18 protein-coding genes are annotated in these 22108 nt (G+C 71.6%); 7 read left to right on the top strand and 11 right to left on the bottom strand.

Annotation, left to right across the window (positions count from 1 at the left end; genetic code table 11):
• Positions 1-86 precede the first annotated feature (86 nt).
• The 3 genes from ACIHFE_RS04235 to uvrB form a co-directional block, all read right to left on the bottom strand.
• Positions 87-1952 carry a TerD family protein gene (locus tag ACIHFE_RS04235; protein WP_400104222.1) on the bottom strand — a complete coding sequence of 622 codons (1866 nt, stop codon included), beginning with the start codon at positions 1950-1952 and terminating at the stop codon, positions 87-89.
• Between the two features lie 150 nt (positions 1953-2102).
• The gene (locus tag ACIHFE_RS04230) at positions 2103-2681 is read right to left on the bottom strand and encodes a TerD family protein (RefSeq protein ID WP_400104221.1); all 579 of its coding nucleotides are present in this window, start codon (positions 2679-2681) and stop codon (positions 2103-2105) included.
• Positions 2682-2873: 192 nt separating this feature from the next.
• A complete protein-coding gene (uvrB, locus tag ACIHFE_RS04225; protein WP_400104220.1) occupies positions 2874-5009 on the bottom strand; it encodes an excinuclease ABC subunit UvrB in 2136 nt (711 codons plus the stop codon).
• Between the two features lie 101 nt (positions 5010-5110).
• Between uvrB and ACIHFE_RS04220 the strand changes: the two genes are divergently transcribed.
• Positions 5111-6049: a glycerophosphodiester phosphodiesterase gene (locus ACIHFE_RS04220; RefSeq protein ID WP_400104219.1), complete on the top strand. Its 939-nt coding sequence runs from the start codon at positions 5111-5113 to the stop codon at positions 6047-6049.
• A gap of 224 nt (positions 6050-6273) precedes the next feature.
• A complete protein-coding gene (locus ACIHFE_RS04215; RefSeq protein WP_400104218.1) occupies positions 6274-6552 on the top strand; it encodes a DUF6343 family protein in 279 nt (92 codons plus the stop codon).
• Positions 6553-6601: 49 nt separating this feature from the next.
• Here ACIHFE_RS04215 and ACIHFE_RS04210 read toward each other — a convergent pair whose 3' ends face one another.
• The 4 genes from ACIHFE_RS04210 to rpsA all read right to left on the bottom strand — a co-directional run bounded on the left by ACIHFE_RS04210 (position 6602) and on the right by rpsA (position 10360).
• Complete coding sequence (locus ACIHFE_RS04210; protein ID WP_400104217.1) at positions 6602-6997, bottom strand: tetratricopeptide repeat protein; 396 nt, start codon at positions 6995-6997, stop codon at positions 6602-6604.
• A 142-nt stretch (positions 6998-7139) separates the two neighbouring features.
• A complete protein-coding gene (gene coaE / locus ACIHFE_RS04205) occupies positions 7140-7739 on the bottom strand; it encodes a dephospho-CoA kinase (RefSeq protein WP_400104216.1) in 600 nt (199 codons plus the stop codon).
• Positions 7740-7764: 25 nt separating this feature from the next.
• A complete protein-coding gene (locus tag ACIHFE_RS04200) occupies positions 7765-8709 on the bottom strand; it encodes a PAC2 family protein (RefSeq protein ID WP_400104215.1) in 945 nt (314 codons plus the stop codon).
• Between the two features lie 157 nt (positions 8710-8866).
• Positions 8867-10360, bottom strand: coding sequence for a 30S ribosomal protein S1 (gene rpsA, locus ACIHFE_RS04195; protein ID WP_344024676.1), 1494 nt, complete (start codon positions 10358-10360; stop codon positions 8867-8869).
• Positions 10361-10709: 349 nt separating this feature from the next.
• Here rpsA and ACIHFE_RS04190 point away from each other — a divergent pair, with 349 nt between their 5' ends.
• Positions 10710-11507 carry a class I SAM-dependent methyltransferase gene (locus ACIHFE_RS04190; RefSeq protein ID WP_400104214.1) on the top strand — a complete coding sequence of 266 codons (798 nt, stop codon included), beginning with the start codon at positions 10710-10712 and terminating at the stop codon, positions 11505-11507.
• Between the two features lie 76 nt (positions 11508-11583).
• On the top strand, positions 11584-14091 hold the full coding sequence (hrpB, locus tag ACIHFE_RS04185; protein WP_400104213.1) for an ATP-dependent helicase HrpB: 2508 nt from the start codon (positions 11584-11586) through the stop codon (positions 14089-14091).
• A 120-nt stretch (positions 14092-14211) separates the two neighbouring features.
• Here the strand turns inward: hrpB and ACIHFE_RS04180 are convergent, their stop codons facing one another.
• The 4 genes from ACIHFE_RS04180 to polA all read right to left on the bottom strand — a co-directional run bounded on the left by ACIHFE_RS04180 (position 14212) and on the right by polA (position 18476).
• Positions 14212-14403, bottom strand: a complete 192-nt coding sequence (locus ACIHFE_RS04180; RefSeq protein ID WP_400104212.1) for a hypothetical protein — start codon at positions 14401-14403, stop codon at positions 14212-14214.
• Positions 14400-15434, bottom strand: coding sequence for a DUF3068 domain-containing protein (locus tag ACIHFE_RS04175; RefSeq protein ID WP_400104211.1), 1035 nt, complete (start codon positions 15432-15434; stop codon positions 14400-14402). The genes ACIHFE_RS04180 and ACIHFE_RS04175 overlap by 4 nt, the downstream gene beginning before the upstream one ends.
• A 13-nt stretch (positions 15435-15447) precedes the next feature.
• A complete protein-coding gene (locus ACIHFE_RS04170; protein ID WP_400104210.1) occupies positions 15448-15582 on the bottom strand; it encodes an SPW_0924 family protein in 135 nt (44 codons plus the stop codon).
• A gap of 140 nt (positions 15583-15722) precedes the next feature.
• Complete coding sequence (gene polA / locus ACIHFE_RS04165) at positions 15723-18476, bottom strand: DNA polymerase I (protein ID WP_400104409.1); 2754 nt, start codon at positions 18474-18476, stop codon at positions 15723-15725.
• Positions 18477-18717: 241 nt separating this feature from the next.
• Between polA and ACIHFE_RS04160 the strand changes: the two genes are divergently transcribed.
• The 3 genes from ACIHFE_RS04160 (at position 18718) to ACIHFE_RS04150 (ending at position 22037) form a co-directional block, all read left to right on the top strand.
• The gene (locus ACIHFE_RS04160) at positions 18718-21024 is read left to right on the top strand and encodes an FdhF/YdeP family oxidoreductase (protein ID WP_400104209.1); all 2307 of its coding nucleotides are present in this window, start codon (positions 18718-18720) and stop codon (positions 21022-21024) included.
• A gap of 56 nt (positions 21025-21080) precedes the next feature.
• A complete protein-coding gene (locus ACIHFE_RS04155; RefSeq protein WP_400104208.1) occupies positions 21081-21542 on the top strand; it encodes a PaaI family thioesterase in 462 nt (153 codons plus the stop codon).
• Positions 21543-21629: 87 nt separating this feature from the next.
• Complete coding sequence (locus tag ACIHFE_RS04150) at positions 21630-22037, top strand: hypothetical protein (protein ID WP_400104207.1); 408 nt, start codon at positions 21630-21632, stop codon at positions 22035-22037.
• Positions 22038-22108 lie beyond the last annotated feature (71 nt).

The raw sequence follows: 22108 nt of genomic DNA, 5'->3' as shown, positions 1-22108 counted from the left end.
GCGTCTTCCAGTCGAGCCCTTGCCTCCGCACCGGAAACAGTACAGGAAACCCCAAGAGAAAGTAAAGGACTTACCAAGTGGCCAGCTCAGTGGCCATTCTGCTGCCCGGCCCCGCCGATCTGCCGGAGCGTCCGGCGCAGCACCTCGCCCCCGCCCGGCGTCAGAGCGGGCTCATAGGTCCAGGCATGTCCCACCCAGGGGTCGGCGAGGTGGTCGTCGGGCACCGGGGTCACCCTCAGCAGCGTCCGCCACAGCGGATCGAGTACCGGTCCAAAAGCCCCCGCCTCCGCCCGGTCCGCGACCATCATCAGATGCACCCCCACCGAGGGCCCCTCGTCCGCGAGGTACCGCAGCCGGGTCACCGCACGGTCGTCGAAGCCATGGGGGAAGTCATGGACGACCAGCAGCTGTTCCCCGGTGTCCAGATCGGGCGGCAGGGCGTCCACCGCCCCGCCGCGCACCGCCATCTGCACCAGCTCCACCCGCCGGGTCAGCCGTTCCAGCACCTCGGCCACGCCCTGTGCTCCCGTCGCCGGCAGCACCCCGGACTCCCGCAGCGGGGCGAACGCGGCCTCGGCCGCCCCGGCCGGGTCGATCACCCACACCGCGAAGTCGCCCACCGGATGCACGGCCAGCAGCCGCACCGCATGGGCCAGGGCGCACTCCAGGGCCAGCCGGCGCAGCTCCACCGGGTCGGCGGCCGCCATGCGTCCGCAGTCCACCCACAGCCCGCGCTCCAGGGGCAGCCGGACCAGCATGGGAATGCGCAGCTCCGGGCGCTCGGGCAGGTGGAGTTCGCCCAGCCGCACCGCCAGTGGGGGCCGCTTCGGGGGCCGGTAGCCCTGCCAGACGGGGCTGTCCCAGCGGGCGTAGGCGGGCGGCAGGGCCCGCTCCACCACCTCCGCCTCCACCGACAGCTGGGCCAGATCCCGGTCGAGCACGGCCCGGGCCCGGCCGGTGAGGCCGGTATGCCTGGCCCGGGCCTCCGCCCGGGCCGCCTCGGCGGCCGGCCCGACCCGGGTCCGGGGGTCGCCCAGTACCCGGTCCAGCTCCTGCTCCAGGCGGGACTCGGCGAAGCCGACCGCGCTCCGGTAGGCGGCCGCGGTCCGGGCCAGGTCCTCGAACATGCCCCACACCTGGTTGTAGAGCCGCTCGTCCAGGGTCCAGCCGGTGGCATCGCCCGCCACCGGCATCGGCGGACGCTCCGGCGGGGCGGAAGTGCGGGGAGGTACGGGCGGGGTCGGCACCTCGGGCGCACCGGCCGGGCCGGAACCGAGGTCCGGACCGAAACCAGGGTCCGGACCGGAAGCGGGATCCGGGCCGGGATCCTGGCCGGGATCGGACCCGGCCACAGGTGACGGCCACGCCCCCTCCGCCATATCCCGCCCGCACCCGGCCAGCCGCTCGGCGGCCAGCGCGTCGGCCGCCGCCAGCCCATGGTCCCTCAGCAGTTCCGGCAGGCCGCCCGCGTATCCCTGGCCCACGGCCCGTACCCGCCATCCGCCCTGCCGGCGGTAGATCTCCAGGGCGGTCAGCGCCGTCTCGGCGCCCAGCCCGGTGATGGTGAAGTCCGCGACCGCCTCGCCGACCGTCCGCCCGTCCGCGAGACCCTCGTCCGTGAGGCCTCCGACCGCGAGATAGGGCGCGGCCGTGGCGCCGAAGCACGCCGGCCCGCCCGCCGGCAGCACCAGCAGCACGCTCACCCGGTGCACCCGCTCCGGCAACTCCCCCAGATCCAGGGCGAGTCGGTGGTTCACGGACGGCCGGACGGGCACCTCGGCGCCCGGCACCGAAGGAGACCCGGCGCACACCACCCCCCGCGGTCCGGCAATGGTGCCGTCCGCGCCGCCGAGCGTCACCGCCACGGCCACCGGATGGCCCGCCGTGATCCGGACCTCCAGCCGGGTCTCGGACAGCGGGTGGTTCTGCCCCCGCACCAGCTCGGCCGTCATCGTCGCGCGCCCCCTGTCTGTGTCCTGGCCCCCACGCCGGGGCCACCATGCCCACGGGCCCGGCGGAGACATCGCCCCGCCGGGCCCGCGCCATACCGTGCCCTGCCGTACCGTGCCCTGCCTTACCGGCCCGCCCGCGCTATCAGCGCACTACAGGCTCTGGGCGATCACCGGCATCAGGTCCTGGAAGGTACGGCCGTTGGCCGGGGCGCCGATGGCCGTCATCTGCCAGCCGTTGCCCACCCGGTGCACCTTGGCCATGATCTGCGCCGTGTACTGGCCACCGCCGTCCAGGGTGTAACGGGCCAGCTCCTGGCCAGTGTTCTCGTCCACCAGGCGGCAGAAGGCGTTCTGCACCTCCGCGAAGGTCTGCCCGGTGAAGGAGTTGACGGTGAAGACAATGGTGTCGACATGCACCGGCACCCGCTGCAGGTCCACCAGGATCGCCTCGTCGTCACCGCCCTGGCCCGCGCCGCCCACCAGGTTGTCGCCGGTGTGCCGCACCGAGCCGTCATCGCTGACCAGGTGTTGGAAGAAAACCACATCCACCGGCTGCCCGCCGGCGAAGAGCACCGCCGAGGCGTCGAGGTCGATCTCCTTGGTGCGCGACCTGAACAGCCCTCGCCGGGCGGCCGCCTGCCACCCCAGTCCCATCCGCACCGCGGTCAGTCCCGCCCCGTCGGACTTCCGCAGACTGACGCCCTGACCCTTGGACAAGTTGACTGTCACCGCACAGACCCTTCTGGTGTGTCGTTCGCTTCCCCCGTGGCCGTGCGTTCGCACGGCCAACCGAGAACGACCCTATGCACTGGCGTACGGCGACCGCCCATCCGAGAGGGTTTTGTGGCGATCTTGCAACATATCCTCTGGCAAGTTTCGGCAAAGATCCCGTCAGTATCCCGCCAGTTGGCGGACGGGATGTCAGGCCAGGCCGGCCTCCTTCATCTGCCGCAGTTCCTTCTTCAGTTCATGCACCTCGTCCCGCAGCCGGGCGGCGACCTCGAACTGCAGCTCCGCCGCGGCGGCCCGCATCCGGTCGGTCATCTCCTCGATCTGCTGGGCCAGTTCGGCGACCGGACGGTCAGTGGCGACCACCGGCTCCTTGCGCTTGCCCTTCTTGCCGGACGCGGGCGCGGACGGAACGGGCGCCTTGCCCTTGGTCTTGTCCTTGCCCTTGTCGGCAGCCTGGCGATAGCCGGTGCCCAGCAGCTCCTGGGTGTCCATCTCCTCGCGGGCCAGAGTGGCCACAATGTCGCCGATCTTCTTCCGCAGCGGCTGCGGGTCGATGCCCCGTTCCTTGTTGTAGGCGATCTGCTTCTCCCGGCGGCGGTTGGTCTCCTCGATGGCCTTCTCCATCGCCGGGGTGATCCTGTCCGCGTACATATGGACCTGGCCGGAGACATTGCGCGCCGCCCGCCCGATGGTCTGGATCAGCGAGGTGCCCGAACGCAGGAAGCCCTCCTTGTCCGCGTCCAGAATGGCCACCAGCGACACCTCGGGCAGGTCCAGGCCCTCACGCAGCAGGTTGATGCCCACCAGCACGTCGTACTCGCCCGCGCGCAGCTCGCGCAGCAGCTCCACCCGGCGCAGGGTGTCGACATCACTGTGCAAGTACCGCACCTGGATGCCCAGTTCCAGGAAGTAGTCGGTGAGATCCTCGGCCATCTTCTTGGTCAGCGTGGTGACCAGGACCCGCTCATCCTTCTCGGTGCGCTTGCGGATCTCGTGCACCAGGTCGTCGATCTGCCCCTCGGTCGGCTTGACCACCACCTCCGGGTCCACCAGGCCGGTGGGCCGGATGATCTGCTCCACAAAGCCGTCGGAACGGGACAGCTCATAGGGTCCGGGAGTGGCCGAGAGATAGACCGTCTGCCCAATGCGCTCGGTGAACTCCTCCCACTTCAGCGGCCGGTTGTCCAGCGCCGAGGGCAGCCGGAAGCCATGCTCCACCAGCGTCCGCTTGCGGGAGGCGTCCCCCTCGTACATGGCACCGATCTGCGGCACCGTGACATGCGACTCGTCGATGACCAGCAGGAAGTCCTCGGGGAAGAAGTCCAGCAGGGTGTTGGGCGGGGAACCCGGCTCCCGGTCGTCCATATGCAGCGAGTAGTTCTCGATGCCGGAGCAGGAACCGATCTGCCGCATCATCTCGATGTCATAGGTGGTGCGCATCCGCAGCCGCTGCGCCTCCAGCAGCTTGCCCTGCTTCTCCAGCTGGGCCAGCCGCTGTTCCAGCTCCGCCTCGATCCCGGCGATGGCCTTCTCCATCCGCTCCGGACCGGCCACATAGTGGCTGGCCGGGAAGACATGGAGCTCCTGGTCGTCGGAGATCACCTCACCGGTGAGCGGGTGCAGGGTGGACAGCGCCTCGATCTCGTCACCGAACATCTCGATACGGACGGCGAGTTCCTCATAGACCGGGAAGATCTCGATGGTGTCCCCGCGCACTCGGAAGGTGCCCCGGGTGAAGGCCAGGTCATTGCGGGTGTACTGGATCTCCACAAAGCGCCGCAGCAGCTGGTCCCGGTCGATCTCCTCGCCGACCTTCAGCGGAACCATGCGGTCCACGTACTCCTGCGGCGTACCCAGGCCGTAAATACAGGACACCGAGGCCACCACGACCACATCCCGCCGGGTGAGCAGGGAGTTGGTGGCGGAGTGGCGCAGCCGCTCCACCTCCTCGTTGATCGAGGAGTCCTTCTCGATATAGGTGTCCGACTGCGGGACATACGCCTCGGGCTGGTAGTAGTCGTAGTACGAGACGAAGTACTCGACGGCGTTGTTGGGCATCAGCTCGCGGAACTCATTGGCGAGCTGGGCCGCCAGCGTCTTGTTGGGCGCCATCACCAGGGTCGGCCGCTGCAGTTTCTCGATCATCCAGGCGGTGGTCGCCGACTTGCCGGTACCGGTCGCACCGAGCAGGACGACATCCTTCTCACCTGCGCGGATACGCCGCTCCAGGTCAGCGATGGCCGTCGGCTGGTCACCACTGGGCTGGTAGGGGCTGACGACCTCGAAGGGCGCCATCTTGCGTTCGATCTGGGATACGGGCCGCATGAGACCACCGTACGACCTGCCACTGACAAGCCGGGGGCGACAAGGATTGGCGGGTACCCAGGAGGCGAAGAATCAGCACAAGCCCACCCGCAGGAGACCCCATGCCCAGCCGTCCCGGCAGAACCCCTGGCACCCTCATCCGCCTACTGCTCGCCCTGTGCCTCGCCGCCACGGTCACCATGGGCCTGCACACCTGGCCCGCCCGGGCCGCCTCGCCCCGCCCGCCGGTCACCATCGGCCACCGGGGCGTGCCGGTACGGGCCCCCGAGAACACCCTGGCCTCCATCGACCAGGCCGCCCGGCTGGGCATCGGCTGGGTGGAGAACGATGTCCAGCGCACCAGGGACGGCGCACTGGTCGTGCTGCACGACACCACGCTCACCCGCACCACCGACGCCCGGCAGCGCTACCCCGGCCGCGCCCCCTGGAAGGTCGCCGACTTCACCCTCACCGAGATCGAGCGGCTGGACGCCGGCGGCTGGTTCGGCCGCCGCTACCGCGGCGAGCACGTCCCCACCCTGGACCGCTATCTGCACCGGGTCGACCACAACCGCCAGCGCCTGCTGCTGGAGATCAAGGCCCCCGAGCTCTACCCCGGCATCGAGCGCCAGATCGCCGCCGAGCTGGGCCGCTGCGGCTGGCTGGACCGCCGGCACATCGGTGGCCGCCTGGTCGTCCAGAGCTTCAGCGCCGCCTCCGTGCAGACCTTCCACCGGCTGCGACCCGAGATCACCACCGGCTTCCTGGGCGCGCCCGCCCCCGGTGAGCTGCGCTCCTACGCCCGCTTCGCCGACCAGGTCAATCCCGCCCAGGGCCAGGTCGGCGCGGCCTGGGTACGCGCCGTCCATGCCGTGCGGGGCCCGCACGGCCGCCGCCTGGAGATCTCCGCCTGGACGGTCGACGACCCCGACCGCGCGGTGGCCCTGGCGCACCTGGGCGTGGACCGGGTGATCAGCAATGCCCCGCATAGGGTCGCGGCCGCGCTGGCCGAGGATGCCCGGGACCGCTCCGGCTTCTTCGACTTCCCCGGCCTCTTCTAGCGGTGCTCGGCTTCCAAGCGGTCTTGTCGAAGTCCGGCGCGGTTCGGCCGTGCCCCGTAGGGGCGCGGGGAACCGCGCGACCAGCCACGACGCGTCCGCAGGCGAGGTGCCCGAATTCCCGCGGAGCGCCCAGCAGCGCCCGGCGCCGCTTTCCGCATCCCCGCCGCCGGGTGGATCCTGGAACCGGAGACACCGGAGGGCGTCCCGGCGGGAGGTGACCCGCGATGCGAAGCGGCAATGAACCGATGACCGCGCGCAGCCCGCTGCGGGCGCGGTGCGCGCTGGCCAGCTGGGGCCTGGCCTGCGCCATCGCCGGCACGGTGCTGTTCGCGCTCACCGGGCATCCGGGCTGGGCGATCGTCTTCGGAGTGCTGCTGGCGGTGACGATCGTCGATCTCTCGATGATCATCCGCCATATCCGGCAGGGCCCGCACTACCAGCCCGGCCGGGACATCCCGCCCTATGAACCGGTCCGCGGCCCCAAGCGGCGGGACGAACCCTGACGCTCACGACGGGGCTCGTCCCGCCCCCCTCGCACCGCACCTCATGACCTCATGCGCCGAACCGGGCCGCCGCCACAAAGTCCGGACGCGGCTCCAGGGCGGCCGCCAGCCGGAAGTGGCGCAGCGCCCCGCCGCCGCGCCCCGCCCGCTCCAGCGTGCGGGCCAGCGCGATGGGGGTACCTCCCACGCCGTTCAGGCAGTGGGGGAGGGCGTAGGCGTTGTCCGGCTCCCGCTCGATGACCACCTGGAACTCCTGCTCGGCGGCGCGCAGCCGGGCGGCCGCGAAGTAGGCACGGGCCCGCAGCAGCCGGGCCGCGGTGTTCTCCGGATGGGCCGCGATCACCGAGTCCAGCAGCTGGACGGCCCCTCGCGGATCCCGGGCCGCCAGCAGTTGTCCGGCCGTGCGGAAGTCGATGACATGGGTCTCGGGCGTGGGCTCGGGCACGTCCGCCGTCCTTCCTCGCTGTGCCGCGGCCTATGACGCGGCGGGTGACGCGGCACTATGACGTCTCGGGTACGGCCGCCTCGGCCGCCTCGGCCGCCGCGGCCGCCTCGGGTACGGCCGGAAAACGACCCCGCATCCCCGGCTATTCCCCGGCGCGCCCCCGCAACTCCCGCCAGACCTCGTCGACTCGGGCCTCCAGCGCCGCCAGCGGACCGTTGTTGTCGATCACCAGATCGGCCACTGCCAGCCGGTCCTCGCGGGTGGCCTGGGCGGCCATCCTGGCCCGCGCCTCGTCCTCGGTCATCCCCCGCAGCCGCACCAGCCGGTCCAGCCGGGTCTGTTCGCCGGCGTCCACGACCACCACCAGGTCGTAGAGCGGCGCCAGTCCGTTCTCGGCGAGCAGCGGGACATCGTGCACCACCACGGCGCCCGGTCCCGCCTCGCCCTCCAGTTCCAGGGAGCGGGCCCGTACCAGCGGATGCACGATGGCGTTGAGCGCCCCGAGCCGTTCCTCGTCGGCGAAGACGATGGCACCCAGCCGGGGCCGGTCCAGGGTGCCGTCCGCGGCCAGCACCTCGGGCCCGAACTCGGCAACCACCGCCGCCAGACCGGGAGTTCCGGGCTGGACCACCTCCCGCGCGATCCGGTCCGCGTCAACGATCACCGCGCCCCGGGCGGCCAGCAGCCGCGACACTTCGCTCTTGCCCGAACCGATGCCCCCTGTGAGGCCCACCTTCACCATGGGCCCCACGCTATCGGCAGGCCGTTCACTGCCCTCCGTCGCCCTCCCGGTCGGCCAGGAACCGCTCGAACTCCGCGCCCAGCTCGTCCGCCGACGGCAGATCGACCGGCTCGGCCACCAGGTTCCCCCGGGTCTCGGCCCCGGCCACCGCGTCGTACTGGTGCTCAAGTCCCCTGACCAGACCGACCAGTTCCTCGTCCCCCTCGGCGATCTGTCGCTCGATCTCCTCCTGGGTGCGCAGCGCCGCGGTGCGCAGGGCGTGCGCGGTGTGCGGCAGCACCAGCCCGGTGGCGGAGGTCAGCGCCTCCAGCACGGTCAACGCGGCGTCCGGATAGGGCGAACGGGCCACATAGTGCGGCACATGCGCGGCGATGCCCAGCACATCGTGCCCCGCCTCGGCCAGCCGGTACTCGACCAGCGACTCGGCGCTGCCGGGCACCTGGGCCTCGTCGAAGAGGGACTGGTGCCCGCGCACCAGCTCGGCCCGGTTGCCATGCGGGGTGATGCCCACCGGCCGGGTGTGCGGCACACCCATGGGGATGCCATGGAAGTTCACCGACAGGCGCACCTCCAGCCGCTCCACCAACTCCCTTACCGCCACGGCGAATCGTTCCCACTCCACGTCCGGTTCGGGACCGGAGAGCAGCAGGAAGGGCGCGCCGGTGGCGTCCTGCACCAGGTGCAGTTCGAGCTTCGGCACCTCATAGGCGGTCCAGCGGTCGCGCTGGAAGGTCAGCAGCGGGCGGCGCGCCCGGTAGTCGATCAGGCGGTCGTGGTCGAAGCGCGCCACGACCTGGTGCGGCAGCCCGTCCAGCAGCCGCCGGACGATCTGGTCACCGGTCTCACCGGCGTCGATGTAGCCGTCGAAGTGGTAGAGCATGACCAGGCCGGCGGTGTCCTGAGCCAGAGCCAGGTCGGCCACGGCGAGCCCCTTGGGCTCCCATTCGTACAAACCCTGCGGATCCAACACGGTCCCCGTTCCTCCTCATGTTCCGCCTGGGGGAACGCTCTTGACCGCCCGGACCATTCCCCGTTCCGGCCCTGGCCGGAAACGACGAGGAGGCCCGCCCCCCTTACGGGGAACGGGCCTCCTCTTGGCCTGCTGTCAGCTACAGCCGGTCAGAGCTTCAGCTCTGGCCGCCCGCCAGCTTCTCGCGGAGCGCGGCCAGCGCCTCGTCCGACGCCAGGGCGCCGGAGGTGTCGGCCGACTCCGAGGAGTACGAGCCACCGGCCGGAGCGGCCTGCGCAGCGGCCTGGTCGCCGGCGGCGGCAGCCTCGGCGTCCGCCTCGCGGGACTTGATGACCTGCGCCTGGTGCTGCTCGAAGCGCTGCTGCGCCTCGGCGTACTGGCGCTCCCACTCCTCGCGCTGCTTCTCGTAACCCGGCAGCCAGTCGTTGGCCTCGGGGTCGAAGCCCTCGGGGTAGATGTAGTTGCCCTGGTCGTCGTAGGACGCGGCCATGCCGTACAGGGTCGGGTCGAACTCGACCACGGACGGGTCGGCACCGAAGGACTCGTTGGCCTGCTTCAGCGAGAGGCTGATGCGACGACGCTCGAGGTCGATGTCGATGACCTTGACGAAGATCTCGTCGTTGACCTGGACGACCTGCTCCGGGATCTCCACGTGGCGCTCGGCCAGCTCGGAGATGTGGACCAGGCCCTCGATGCCCTCGTCGACGCGGACGAACGCACCGAACGGAACGAGCTTGGTGACCTTACCCGGGACGACCTGACCGATCTGGTGGGTCCGGGCGAACTGCTGCCACGGGTCTTCCTGGGTGGCCTTGAGCGACAGGGAGACGCGCTCGCGGTCCATGTCGACGTCCAGGACCTCGACCGTGACCTCCTGGCCGACCTCGACAACCTCGGACGGGTGGTCGATGTGCTTCCAGGACAGCTCGGAGACGTGGACGAGACCGTCGACGCCGCCCAGGTCCACGAAGGCACCGAAGTTGACGATGGAGGAGACGACGCCGGAGCGCACCTGGCCCTTCTGCAGGGTGGTGAGGAAGGTCTGGCGGACCTCGCTCTGGGTCTGCTCCAGCCAGGCACGGCGGGACAGGACCACGTTGTTGCGGTTCTTGTCCAGCTCGATGATCTTGGCCTCGAGCTCCTTGCCCACGTAGGGCTGCAGGTCGCGCACGCGGCGCATCTCGACCAGGGAGGCCGGCAGGAAGCCACGGAGGCCGATGTCGAGGATGAGACCACCCTTGACAACCTCGATGACGGTGCCGGTGACGATGCCGTCCTCTTCCTTGATCTTCTCGATCGTGCCCCAGGCACGCTCGTACTGAGCGCGCTTCTTGGACAGGATCAGGCGGCCTTCCTTGTCCTCCTTCTGGAGAACGAGGGCCTCGACCTGGTCACCGACGGAGACGACCTCGTTGGGGTCGACGTCGTGCTTGATCGAGAGCTCGCGGGAGGGGATGACACCCTCGGTCTTGTAACCGATGTCGAGCAGGACCTCGTCCCGGTCGACCTTCACGATGACGCCGTCGACGATGTCGCCGTCGTTGAAGTACTTGATCGTCTCGTCGATCGCGGCGAGGAAGGCTTCCTCGTTACCGATGTCGTTGACCGCAACCTGCGGGGTGGTGGCGGTGGTCTCGGTGCTGCTCGTCATGTGGGAAAGGGCTCCGGTACGGACATGAAGTCGTAGGTACTGCTACGCCGAGAGCCCGTATATCGCACCGCCGAAGCCGGACAGCCTTGGAGACGCGTATTTCCGAAGAGCCCTGGGACACTAGGGAAGCGCCTCGACAACCGAGGGGACATACAACAAGTGCGAAAGCGGCCTGCTCGGTCCGAGGCGCGCAGGCCCGCAGCGCAACTTGTAGCATACGGGGGCAGCCGGAGACGGTCAATGCGCGAAGGCGCACACCCGGGACAAAACCTCTCGAAACCGGCCCAACTCGCGTTCCGCGAGGCCATAAAGCCTACTGAACACTACTGCCGGGGGCACGAGCGCCGAGATGATCCACGACGACGAGCCCCAGGCGACACGGCGCCAGGCCGATGTGACGGAGAGCAGCCGGGCCAGCCGGGGCTGGTGGGACCGCAACGCGGACGAGTACCAGACCGAACACGGCGAGTTCCTGGGCGACGACCGGTTCATCTGGGGGCCGGAGGGCCTGGACGAGGCCGAGGCGCGGCTGCTGGGCCGCCCGCCGGCCGGGCTGGACGTACTGGAGATCGGCGCCGGCGCCGCCCAGTGCTCGCGCTGGCTGAAGGCCCAGGGCGCGCGTCCGGTGGCCCTGGACCTCTCGCACCGGCAGCTCCAGCACGCACTGCGGATCGGTGTGGACTTCCCGCTGGTGGAGGCGGACGCGGGCGCGCTGCCCTTCGCCGACGGCTCCTTCGACCTGGCGTGCTCGGCCTATGGCGCCATCCCCTTTGTGGCCGACCCGGTGCTGGTGATGCGCGAGGTGCACCGGGTGCTGCGGCCCGGCGGGCGCTGGGTCTTCTCGGTCACCCATCCCATCCGCTGGGCCTTCCCCGACGAGCCGGGCCCCGAGGGCCTGTCGGTGGCGGCCTCCTACTTCGACCGCACCCCTTATGTGGAGCAGGACGAGACGGGGCGTGCCGTCTATGTGGAGCACCACCGCACCCTGGGCGACCGGGTGCGGGAGGTGGCGGCGGCCGGATTCCGCCTGGTGGACCTGGTGGAGCCGGAGTGGCCGGAGTGGAACGCCCAGGAATGGGGCGGCTGGTCGCCGCTGCGCGGGCATCTGATCCCGGGGACCGCGATCTTCGTCTGCGACCGGGACTGACCTCACCGGCTTCCCGGAACCGGCCTCCGGAGTCCGGTTTTCCGCCGCGACCGGGGTTGCGGCGACACTGGGCGGCGTGATCCGTGCCGACGCCCTTGACTCGCTGCCCGTACGCACCGCCCTGCCCGCCCTGTCCACCGCCCTGGACGGGCACGGCGCCGCGGTGCTGTGCGCCCCGCCCGGAACCGGCAAGACCACGCTGGTGCCGCTGGCCCTCGCCGGGCTGACCGGCGAGGGCACGGCGCGCCGGGTGGTGGTGGCCGAGCCCCGGCGGATCGCGGCCCGGGCGGCCGCCCGGCGGATGGCCTGGCTGCTGGGCGAACAGGTCGGGCAGCGCGTCGGCTTCACGGTGCGCGGGGAGCGGCGGGCCGGCCCGTCCACCCGGGTCGAGGTGGTCACCACCGGTGTGCTGCTGCAACGGCTGCAACGGGATCCCGAGCTGGCCGGAGTGGACGCCGTGGTGCTGGACGAGTGCCACGAGCGGCACTTGGACGCCGACACCGCCGCCGCCTTCCTGCTGGATGTGCGCGCCGCGCTGCGGCCCGAGCTGCGGCTGCTGGCCGCCTCGGCGACCACGGACGCCGAAGGGTGGGCCGGGTTGCTGGGCGGGGCGCCGGTGGTGACGGCCGAGGGCGTGTCCCACCCGGTCGAGGTGGTGTGGGCGCCGCCGGAGAAGCCGGTGCGGCCCCCGCACGGGATGCGGGTGGACCCGGCGCTGCTGGACCATGTCGCCGCGGTGGTGCGGCGGGCGCTGCGCGAGCGGTCCGGCGATGTGCTGTGCTTCCTGCCCGGGGTCGGCGAGATCGCCCGGGTGGCCGGGCTGCTGGGCGGGCTCACGGATGTGGATGTGTTGCAGGTGCACGGCCGTGCGCCGGCCGCGGTGCAGGACGCGGTGCTGGCCGGCGGCTCGGGGGTGCGGCGGGTGGTGCTGGCCACCTCGGTGGCCGAGTCCAGCCTGACCGTGCCCGGGGTGCGGGTGGTGGTGGACGCCGGGCTGGCCCGGGAGCCGCGCATGGACCATGCGCGCGGGCTGAGCGCGCTGACCACGGTGCGGGCCTCGCGGGCCGCCGCCCGGCAGCGTGCGGGCCGGGCCGGCCGGGAGGCACCGGGGGCGGTCTACCGCTGCTGGGCCGAGGGGGAGGACGCCCGGCTGCCGCGCTTCCCCGCGCCGGAGATCACGGTCGCCGACCTGACCGCCTTCGCCCTGCAGGCCGCCTGCTGGGGCGATCCCGGCGCCGCCTCGCTGGCGCTGCTCGATCCTCCGCCCGCCGGGGCGCTGGCCGCGGCGCGCGCCGTACTGGCGGCGACCGGCGCGGTGGAGCCGGACGGGCGCCCCACGGAACGCGGCCGGCGCATGGCGCGGCTGGGGTTGCATCCGCGCCTGGCGCGCGCCCTGCTGGATGGGGCACCCGAGCTGGGCACCCGCCGGGCGGCCGAGGTGGTGGCCCTGCTGAGCGAGGAGCCGCCCCGGGAGTACGGCGACGACCTGGCCGGGGCCTGGCGCACCGCCCGGCGTGGCGGGGACGGCTATGCCGCACGCTGGCGGGCCGAGGCCCGGCGGCTGGCCGGGGCGGCGCCGGACGAGCCGGACCCCGGCATGCTCACCGATGACGCGGCGGCCGGTCTGGTAGCGGCCCTGGCCTTTCCCGAGCGGGTGGCCCGGGCCCGCGGCGAGAGCGCGTATCTGATGGTGGGCGGCACCGGTGCCGCCCTGGGCGAGGGTTCCCGGCTGCGGAGCGCGCCCTGGCTGGCGGTGGCCGTGGCGGACCGCCCGGTGTCGGCCGCCTCCGCCCGGGTGCGGCTGGGGGCGGTGATCGACGAGCGGACGGCCCGGGAGGCGGCCGGGGCGTTCTTCGCCGAGGGCGAGGAGGTGCACTGGTCCACGGAACGGTGTGATGTGGTGGCCCAGCGTGTGCGGCGGCTCGGGGCGGTGGAGCTGTCCGCCCGTGCGCTGCCCGCGCCGGACGCGCGCCTGGTGCGGGAGGCGCTGCTGACCGGTCTGCGCCAGGAGGGCCTGGAACTGCTGCGGTGGACGCCGGAGGCGGTCGCCCTGCGGCAGCGGCTGGCCTTCCTCCATCGTGAGCTGGGCGAGCCCTGGCCGGATGTAGCGGACTCGGTACTGCTGGAGCGGGCCGGGGACTGGCTCGGCTGGGAGCTGGAGCGGGCGGCCCGGAGGTCCGATCTGGAGCGGCTGGACGCCGGGCGGGCCCTGGAACGGCTGCTGCCCTGGGCGACCGGGGAGGCGGCCCGGCTGGCGGAGCTGGCCCCGGAGCGGATCGAGGTGCCCAGCGGCTCACGGATCCGGGTGGACTACTCCGGCGAACAGCCGGTGCTGGCGGTCAAGCTGCAGGAGCTCTTCGGCCTCGGGCAGACGCCGCGCATCGCGGATGGCCGGGTTCCGCTTCTGGTCCACCTGCTGTCCCCGGCGGGGCGGCCGGCCGCGGTCACAGCCGATCTCGCCTCCTTCTGGCGGGATGGGTACCGGGCGGTACGGGCCGAACTGCGCGGCCGCTATCCCCGGCACCCCTGGCCGGAGGATCCCGCGACGGCGGTACCGACGCGGCGTACGAACGCCCGGCGCTGAGGTTGGGCGTTCGCACACTGCTTTTCGGCTGCGGGTTTTCGGCTGCGGGCCGCTGTGGCTGGTCGCGCCCACGCGGCGGAGCCGCATGATGCAGCCATCCCGCGCCCCTGGCGGGGCCCGCTACGGCAGGTACCGCTCCAGTGCCGCCGCCCCCTTCTCCTCGATATGCCGCCTGGCGGCCTCGATCCGTTCGGGTGTGAGGTCATGGCCGGAGGCCAGTACCAGGTCCTCCGGGTCGAAGGGCCGCTCGGCACCGGTGTACAGCCGGGCCGGGCGGGAGGTGGTGGATCCGTCCTCGGGACTCTCCTTCACGGCGAGCCTCCTTCGCTCAGCGACTCCCGTGGCCGGGGGTCGCCCGTTCGAGTGTTCCCTCCATCGTGGTGCACGTCCCGGCCGAACGCACAACGATCTCGGCGGGCCCGGCCCTCCAGCACCAGGGCCGTCAGCAGCAGGGCCGCTCCCAGCCCGGCCGACCCCCAGGGCAGATAGTCGGTGAGCAGCAACAACAGCTGCCGCTGCGACTTCACCAGCCGGACCAGGGAGTCCACATAGTCGGGGCGCATCTTCACATGCCCGGCGAAGGCGGTGATCGGTTTCTTCTCGGGGTGGCCGGTCCAGCGCATCTCCTCGCGGTGGAGTTCCTCGCCATTGACCGGGCTGCCGGTGGTGGGGTCGACCCAGAACATCCGTTTGGTGGTGTACCAGCGCTCCAGACCCAGCTGCCGGACCGTCTCGGGGGTGACGCCAAGGGGGAGCGTCCGGGGCACCGGCACCCTGGTCCAGGGCACGGTCTGCTCGAAGTAGTAGACGCGCAGGCCGTGGAAGGTGCGGGTGCCCGCGTAGTGGATGGGCGCCGCGGTCCGGGTCATCAGGTCGAAGTAGCGGTAGTCGCGCTTCTGCACCCGGAACGGCCACTTGTACTCGATGCCCTCGTGGCGCACCGGGGTGCCGTCGATCTGTTCCCCGCCGGTGTGCACCGGCTGCTGGCTGTGGGCGTCGAAGACATAGCGCTCGGGGATGCGGGAGACCATCGCCCCGTCCGGCCCGGCGATATAGGTGAGGGTGTCCCAGACCGCCACATCGCGCCCGGTGGCGTCCTTGATCTCGCGAGCCCGCCGGGCATCGCCCTTGACCGTCTGGACCATGGTCAGCTTGGCGACCTGCCGGGGCTGGAGGGTGGCGTAGTCGATGAGGGTGGCGTCCTTGGCCTCCAGCACCGTCGCCATGTACTGGCCGCTGGGGACCTTGGCCAGGCGGGGGTAGGCGTAGAAGCGCAGCAGCGGTGCCAGGGCGGCACAGAAGACGGCGAGGGCGAGCAGCACCAGGCTCGCTCGGCGGCGCACCGCGGGGCCCGCCCTAGGGATGTGCGGGGATCGAGGACAGCAGCGGCTTGGGTGAAGTGCCGCTGTGCGGCGGGCCGATGGCGGTGATGGTGAGGACGAGGGCGAGGGCGGCGGCCAGTCCGATGGCCGCGGCGGCCAGTGCGCGCACGCTCAACCTCCCGTTGCCTGACGGGACTTCAGGTAAGGGGGGGCACGGTAACAACGCGCGGCGCGGAAGAGAACACACGCGGAAGAGGAACACGCTGTGCCGCCCCGCCCGGGCGGCCGGGCGGCACAGCGTGCGGCGGATCAGTGCGCGGCGGACTCCCAGTCCCCGCCGACGCCCACCGAAACATCCAGCGGGGCAAGCAGGTTGACGGCTCCGGCCATCTCGCGGCGCACCAGCTCCTCCACCTGGTCGCGCTCGCCCGGCGCGATCTCCAGCACCACTTCGTCATGCACCTGGAGCAGCATCCGGGAGGTGAGCCGCTCGGCGTCCAGCGCCTTGGCCACCCTCAGCATGGCCAGCTTGACGATGTCCGCCGCGGTGCCCTGGATGGGGGCGTTGAGCGCCATCCGCTCGGCCATCTCCCGGCGCTGGCGGTTGTCGCTGTTGAGGTCGGGCAGATAGCGGCGGCGGCCGAGCATGGTCTCGGTGTAGCCGGTGGCCCGGGCCTCCTCCACCACCCGCCGCAGATAGTCCCGCACTCCGCCGAAGCGCTCGAAGTAGGTGTCCATCAGCCGGCGGGCCTCATCGGGCGCGATGCTCAGCTGCTGGGACAGGCCGAAGGCGGACAGGCCGTACGCCAGCCCATAGGACATCGCCTTGATCTTGCGGCGCATCTCGGCGTCCACCTCGGACTTGGCCACCGAGAACACCTGGGAGGCCACCGTGGTGTGCAGGTCCTCACCGGAGGCGAAGGCCTCGATCAGGCCCTGGTCCTCGGACAGGTGGGCCATCACCCGCAGCTCGATCTGGCTGTAGTCGGCCGTCATCAGCGATTCGAAGCCCTCGCCGACCACGAAGCAGCGCCGGATGCGGCTGCCGTCGGCGGTGCGCACCGGGATGTTCTGCAGATTGGGGTCGGTGGAGGACAGCCGGCCGGTGGCCGCCACCATCTGGTTGAAGGTGGTGTGGATCCGGCCGTCCGCGGCCAGGTTGTTGATCAGGCCCTCCACCGTGGTGCGCAGCTTGGCGCGGTCCCGGTGGCGCAGCAGGATCACCGGCAGCTCGTTCTCCGTCTGGGCGGCGAGCCAGGCCAGTGCGTCGGCGTCCGTGGTGTAACCGGTCTTGATCTTCTTGGTTCTGGGCAGCCCCAGCTCCTCGAAGAGCACCTCCTGCAGCTGCTTGGGCGAGGAGAGGTTGAACTCCCGGCCGGCCGCCGCGTGGGCCTCCTTGACCGCCTGCTCGATCTCGCCCAGGTACTCCTGGGAGAGCCGCTCCAGCCGCTCCCGGTCCACCGCGATGCCCTCGCGCTCCATGCCCACCAGCAGGTCGCCGACCGGGAACTCCAGGTCCCGCATCAGCTCCAGGGCGCCGGTGCCGGCCAGCCTCTGCTCATAGAAGGTGCCCAGGTCGAGCACGGCCCGGCCCTCGAGCATCAGCTTCCCGGCGGCCTCCTTGTCGGCGGTGCCCTCGAAGTCGAAGGACTGCTGGCCGGCCTCGGCCTGGTCCGGGTCGACCCGGGGCAGCACCCGGCCCAGCTTGTCCTCCACCAGCACTTCCAGCTCGGTGAGCTGGCGCTTGTTCTTGTTGAAGCGGACCTTGCCGGCGCGCTTTTGGCGGTGGCGGTTGAGCGGGTCGGTCTCGAAGGGGCGGGCGCCCGGCTCGTCCAGGTAGGCGGCCACGGCGGTGTCCATCACCACGCCCGCCACCTGCCAGCCGCGCTCGGCGAAGACCCGCACCACCCGCTTGGCCATATGCAGCACCTTGGGGCGGCCGGCGTCGGCCAGCCAGGCGGCGAACGCCCGGTCGTCGTCCTCGGACAGCTCCTGGGGGACGAACCAGCAGGCCCGCCCGTCCGGCAGGGCCAGGGCGACCTCATGGACGTCCCCGCTGCCCAGCTTCCAGTCGTAGCCGGCCACCACGGCCGTCTCCACACCGGCTGGGATCTCCGCCAGCCAGGGGGCGAGCTCGCCGGTGCCCAGCATCCGGCCGTCGAGCTCGATCTCCACCTCCTCGGCGGCCTCCTCCGCCTTCGCCACCGGGTCGGTGGCGAACAGCCGGTCCTTCAGACTCTTGTTGCGGATCTCCAGCCGCTCCAGCAGCTCGCTGATGCCCGGCAGGTCATAGGCCTCGCGGACCAGGCCCTCCGGGCCCACCGAGAGCTCCACATCGCGCACCATCTCGGTGAGCCGGCGGTTGAGCTTGACCGCCTCCAGGTGGTCGCGCAGGTTCTGCCCCGCCTTGCCCTTGACCTCGTCCACCCGCGCCACCAGCTCGGCGAACGAACCGAACTGGTTGATCCACTTCGTGGCGGTCTTCTCGCCCACCCCGGGAATGCCCGGCAGGTTGTCCGAGGGGTCGCCGCGCAGCGCGGCGAAGTCCGGGTACTGGGCCGGGGACAGCCCGTACTTCTCCTGGACCTTCTCCGGGGTGAACCGGGTCAGCTCGGAGACGCCCTTGGTCGGGTACAGCACCGTGACCGCGTCGCTGACCAGCTGGAAGGAGTCCCGGTCGCCGGTGACGATGGAGACCTCGAAGCCCTGCGCCTCGGCCTGGGTGGCCAGCGTGGCGATCACATCGTCGGCCTCGAAGCCGTCCACCGCGAAGCGCGGCACCCGCATCTGGTCCAGCAGCTCGCCGATCAGCGTCACCTGGCCCTTGAACTCATCCGGGGTCTGCGAGCGGGTCGCCTTGTACTCCGCGTACTCCTCGGAGCGCCAGGTCTTGCGGGAGACATCGAAGGCCACCGCGAAGTGGGTGGGCCGCTCGTCCCGCAGGGTGTTCGCCAGCATCGACGCGAAGCCGTACACCGCGTTGGTGGGCTGGCCGCCGGAGGTGGTGAAGTTCTCCGCGGGCAGCGCGAAGAACGCCCGGTACGCCATGGAGTGCCCGTCCATCAGGAGCAGGCGGGGGCGGCCTCCCTCCGCGGCCCCGGTGCCGGTCGTCTCGTTCGCTTCGTTCGCTTCGGATGCTGTCTGCGATGCCTTTGCTGCCACGCCCTCGATCCTGCCACGGCCCACTGACAATCCCGACCGCCCCCGATCCGGATCACCCTCCCACCGCCGTTGTCGGACCCCCGTGGCAGGATCGGCACCGTACGCACAGCCCGTACCACCGAGCCGCTCAAGGGGGAGCGAGATGGCAGGCAAGCCGCCCACCGGCGATCCGGTACAGGACGCACCCGAGGTCAGCGCGCCCCAGCACGCCGCCGCGGGGCTGCCGGCCATCGCCCACACCCTGCGCGCCGCCCAGGCTCAGATGGGGGTCAAGCGCACCGCGCTCACCCTGCTCCGGGTCAACCAGAAGGACGGCTTCGACTGCCCGGGCTGCGCCTGGCCGGAGCCCGACAAACGGCATGCCGCCGAGTTCTGCGAGAACGGCGCCAAGGCGGTGGCCGAGGAGGCCACCCTGCGCCGGGTCACCCCGGAGTTCTTCGCCGCCCACTCCGTCGCCTCGCTGGCCGGGCGCAGCGGCTACTGGCTGGGGCAGCAGGGCCGGCTCACCCAGCCCATGTACCTGGCCGAGGGTGCCACGCACTACCAGCCGGTCCCCTGGGAGCGGGCCTTCGACATCATCGCCGGGGAACTGCACGCCCTGGAAAGCCCGGACGAGGCCGTCTTCTACACCTCCGGCCGCACCAGCAACGAGGCCGCCTTCCTCTACCAGCTCTTCGCCCGCGAGTTCGGCACCAACAACCTGCCGGACTGCTCCAACATGTGCCATGAATCCTCGGGTTCGGCGCTCGCCGAGACCCTGGGGGTGGGCAAGGGCAGCGTGCTGCTGGAGGACCTCTACCAGGCCGACCTGATCATCGTCGCCGGGCAGAACCCCGGCACCAACCATCCCCGGATGCTCTCCGCCCTGGAGAAGGCCAAGGCCGGCGGCACCCGGATCATCACCGTCAACCCGCTGCCCGAAGCCGGCCTGGAGCGCTTCAAGAACCCGCAGAACGCCCGCGGTCTGGCCCTGGGCGGCACCGCGCTGACCGATCTCTTCCTGCAGATCCGCCTCGGCGGCGACCACGCCCTGTTCCGCCTGCTCAACAAGCTGGTGCTGGAGACCGAGGGCGCCACCGACACCGCCTTCATCGAGGAACACACCCATGGCTTCGCCGAGTTCGAGCGCGCCGCCCGCGCCGCCGACTGGGCGGAGACCCTGCGCGCCACCGGCCTGACCCGGGACGAGATCCACCGTGCCCTGCGCATGGTCCTGGACTCCAAGCGCATCATCGTCTGCTGGGCCATGGGACTCACCCAGCACAAGCACGCCGTGGACACCATCAAGGAAGTGGTCAACTTCCTGCTGCTGCGCGGCAACATCGGCCGCCCCGGTGCCGGGGTGTGCCCGGTCCGCGGCCACAGCAATGTCCAGGGCGACCGCACCATGGGCATCTTCGAGCGCCCCGCCCCCGCCTTCCTGAACGCCCTGGAGAAGGAGTTCGGCTTCGCCCCGCCACGCCACCACGGCCTGGATGTGGTCCGGGCCATCCGCGCCCTGCGCGACGGCGAGGCCAAGGTCTTCTTCGCCATGGGCGGCAACTTCGTTTCCGCCACCCCCGACACGGACGTCACCGAGGCCGCCATCCGCCGCGCCCGGCTCACCGTCCATGTCTCCACCAAGCTCAACCGCTCCCATGTGATCACCGGCGCCCGCGCCCTGATCCTGCCCACCCTCGGCCGCACCGAGCGCGACCGGCAGCGCTCGGGCGACCAGTTCGTCACCGTCGAGGACTCCATGGGCATGGTGCACGCCTCCCGTGGCCGCCTGAAGCCGGCCGGCGCACAGCTGCTCTCCGAGCCCGCCATCGTCTGCCGCCTGGCCCGCCGGGTGCTGGGCGACCGAAGCGCCACCCCCTGGGAGGAGTTCGAGGCCGACTACGCGGCCGTCCGCGACCGCATCGCCCGCGTCATCCCCGGCTTCGAGGACTTCAACGCCCGGGTCGCACGGCCCGGCGGCTTCACCCTGCCGCACGCCCCGCGCGACAGCCGCCGCTTCCCCACCGCCACCGGCAAGGCCAACTTCACCGCATCCGCGGTGACTTGGCCCCAGGCCCCGGAAGGCCGGCTGCTGCTGCAGACCCTGCGCTCCCACGACCAGTACAACACCACCATCTACGGCCTGGACGACCGCTACCGCGGCATCAAGAACGGCCGCCGGGTGGTGCTGGTCAACCCCGAGGACGCCCGCCGGCTGGAGCTGGCCGACGGCTCCTACGCCGACCTGGTCAGCGAGTGGACCGACGGCAGCGAGCGCCGCGCCCCCGGCTTCCGCGTGGTCCACTACCCCACCGCCCGCGGCTGCGCGGCCGCCTACTACCCCGAGACCAACGTCCTGGTCCCGCTGGACCACACCGCCGACACCAGCAACACCCCGGCCAGCAAGTCCCTGGTGGTCCGGCTCGAACCGGCGGCCCGCCCCGCCGACGAGGCCGCCCCGGCGACCTGATAGGACGTACGCCACCGACGATCATCGCCGAGTCCACCAGACAGGGGAGCGCGACCATGGGCGAACAGAGCACCACCATCTTCCCGCAGGAGGTCATCGACGTCTGGGCCGACAGCGGCCTTGACCTCCCCGCCCTCTTCTCCGCCGGGAACCTCGGTGAACGCCTGGGCCTGCGCATCCTCGAGGCCGCCCCCGAGCGCATCACCGGCACCATGCCGGTCGAGGGCAACACCCAGCCCTACGGCCTGCTGCACGGCGGCGCCTCGGCCGTGCTCGCCGAAACCCTGGGCTCCATCGGCGCCATGCTGCACGGCGGCCCCAGCCGGATCGCCGTCGGCGTCGACCTCAACTGCACCCACCACCGCGGCGTACGCTCCGGCCACATCACCGGCACCGCCACACCCGTCCACCGCGGCCGCACCACCGCCACCTACGAGATCGTCATCACCGACGACCAGGACAAGCGGGTCTGCACCGCCCGCCTCACCTGTCTGATCCGCGACAACCCGGAGCGGTGAGCCCGCCGAGCCAACCGCGTCGACCACCCCGCGCCCCTTTGGGGGCGCCCCCTTACGGAAGGGCGGCCACCGCCCTACCGTTCGGACATGAAAGCCCAACACCCCCTCGGCGCCGGGCTGTTGCTCACCGCACTGCTCACCCTCACCGGCTGCTCCCACTCCGCGGCCGGTGACCAGGAGGCGGCCACCCCCGAGCCTCCGGCACGAGCCTGCGCCAAGCTCGTCGGCTACTGGGCCGAACAGGCCCTGGTCCATGGCAAGTGGGCGGGACTGGACTGGGCCCAGAAGGGCATGTCCACCGCCCAGGCCCATATCCACGACGACATCGTCCAGGCCGCCCGCGCCGAGGAACAACGCCATGGCACCGACGCCGCACGGAAGTTGATCATCCGTCAGTCCGCAGAGCGCTGTGCCGCCGAGAACGGCGCCACCTGCTGCGCCGAACACGCACCCTCCCCCACCCCGCCGCCCGCGACCCGGCCACCCGGTACGTGATCCGCGTCATAACAAGAGAGTCACAGCCTGGCCGCCACCTCTGCCCCAGCTCCTCGGGGACCCCTTAGAGT

The organism is Streptomyces sp. NPDC052396, from assembly GCF_044593195.1.
Classification (GTDB): domain Bacteria; phylum Actinomycetota; class Actinomycetes; order Streptomycetales; family Streptomycetaceae; genus Streptomyces.
This window is presented reverse-complemented; position numbering and strand designations above follow the sequence as displayed.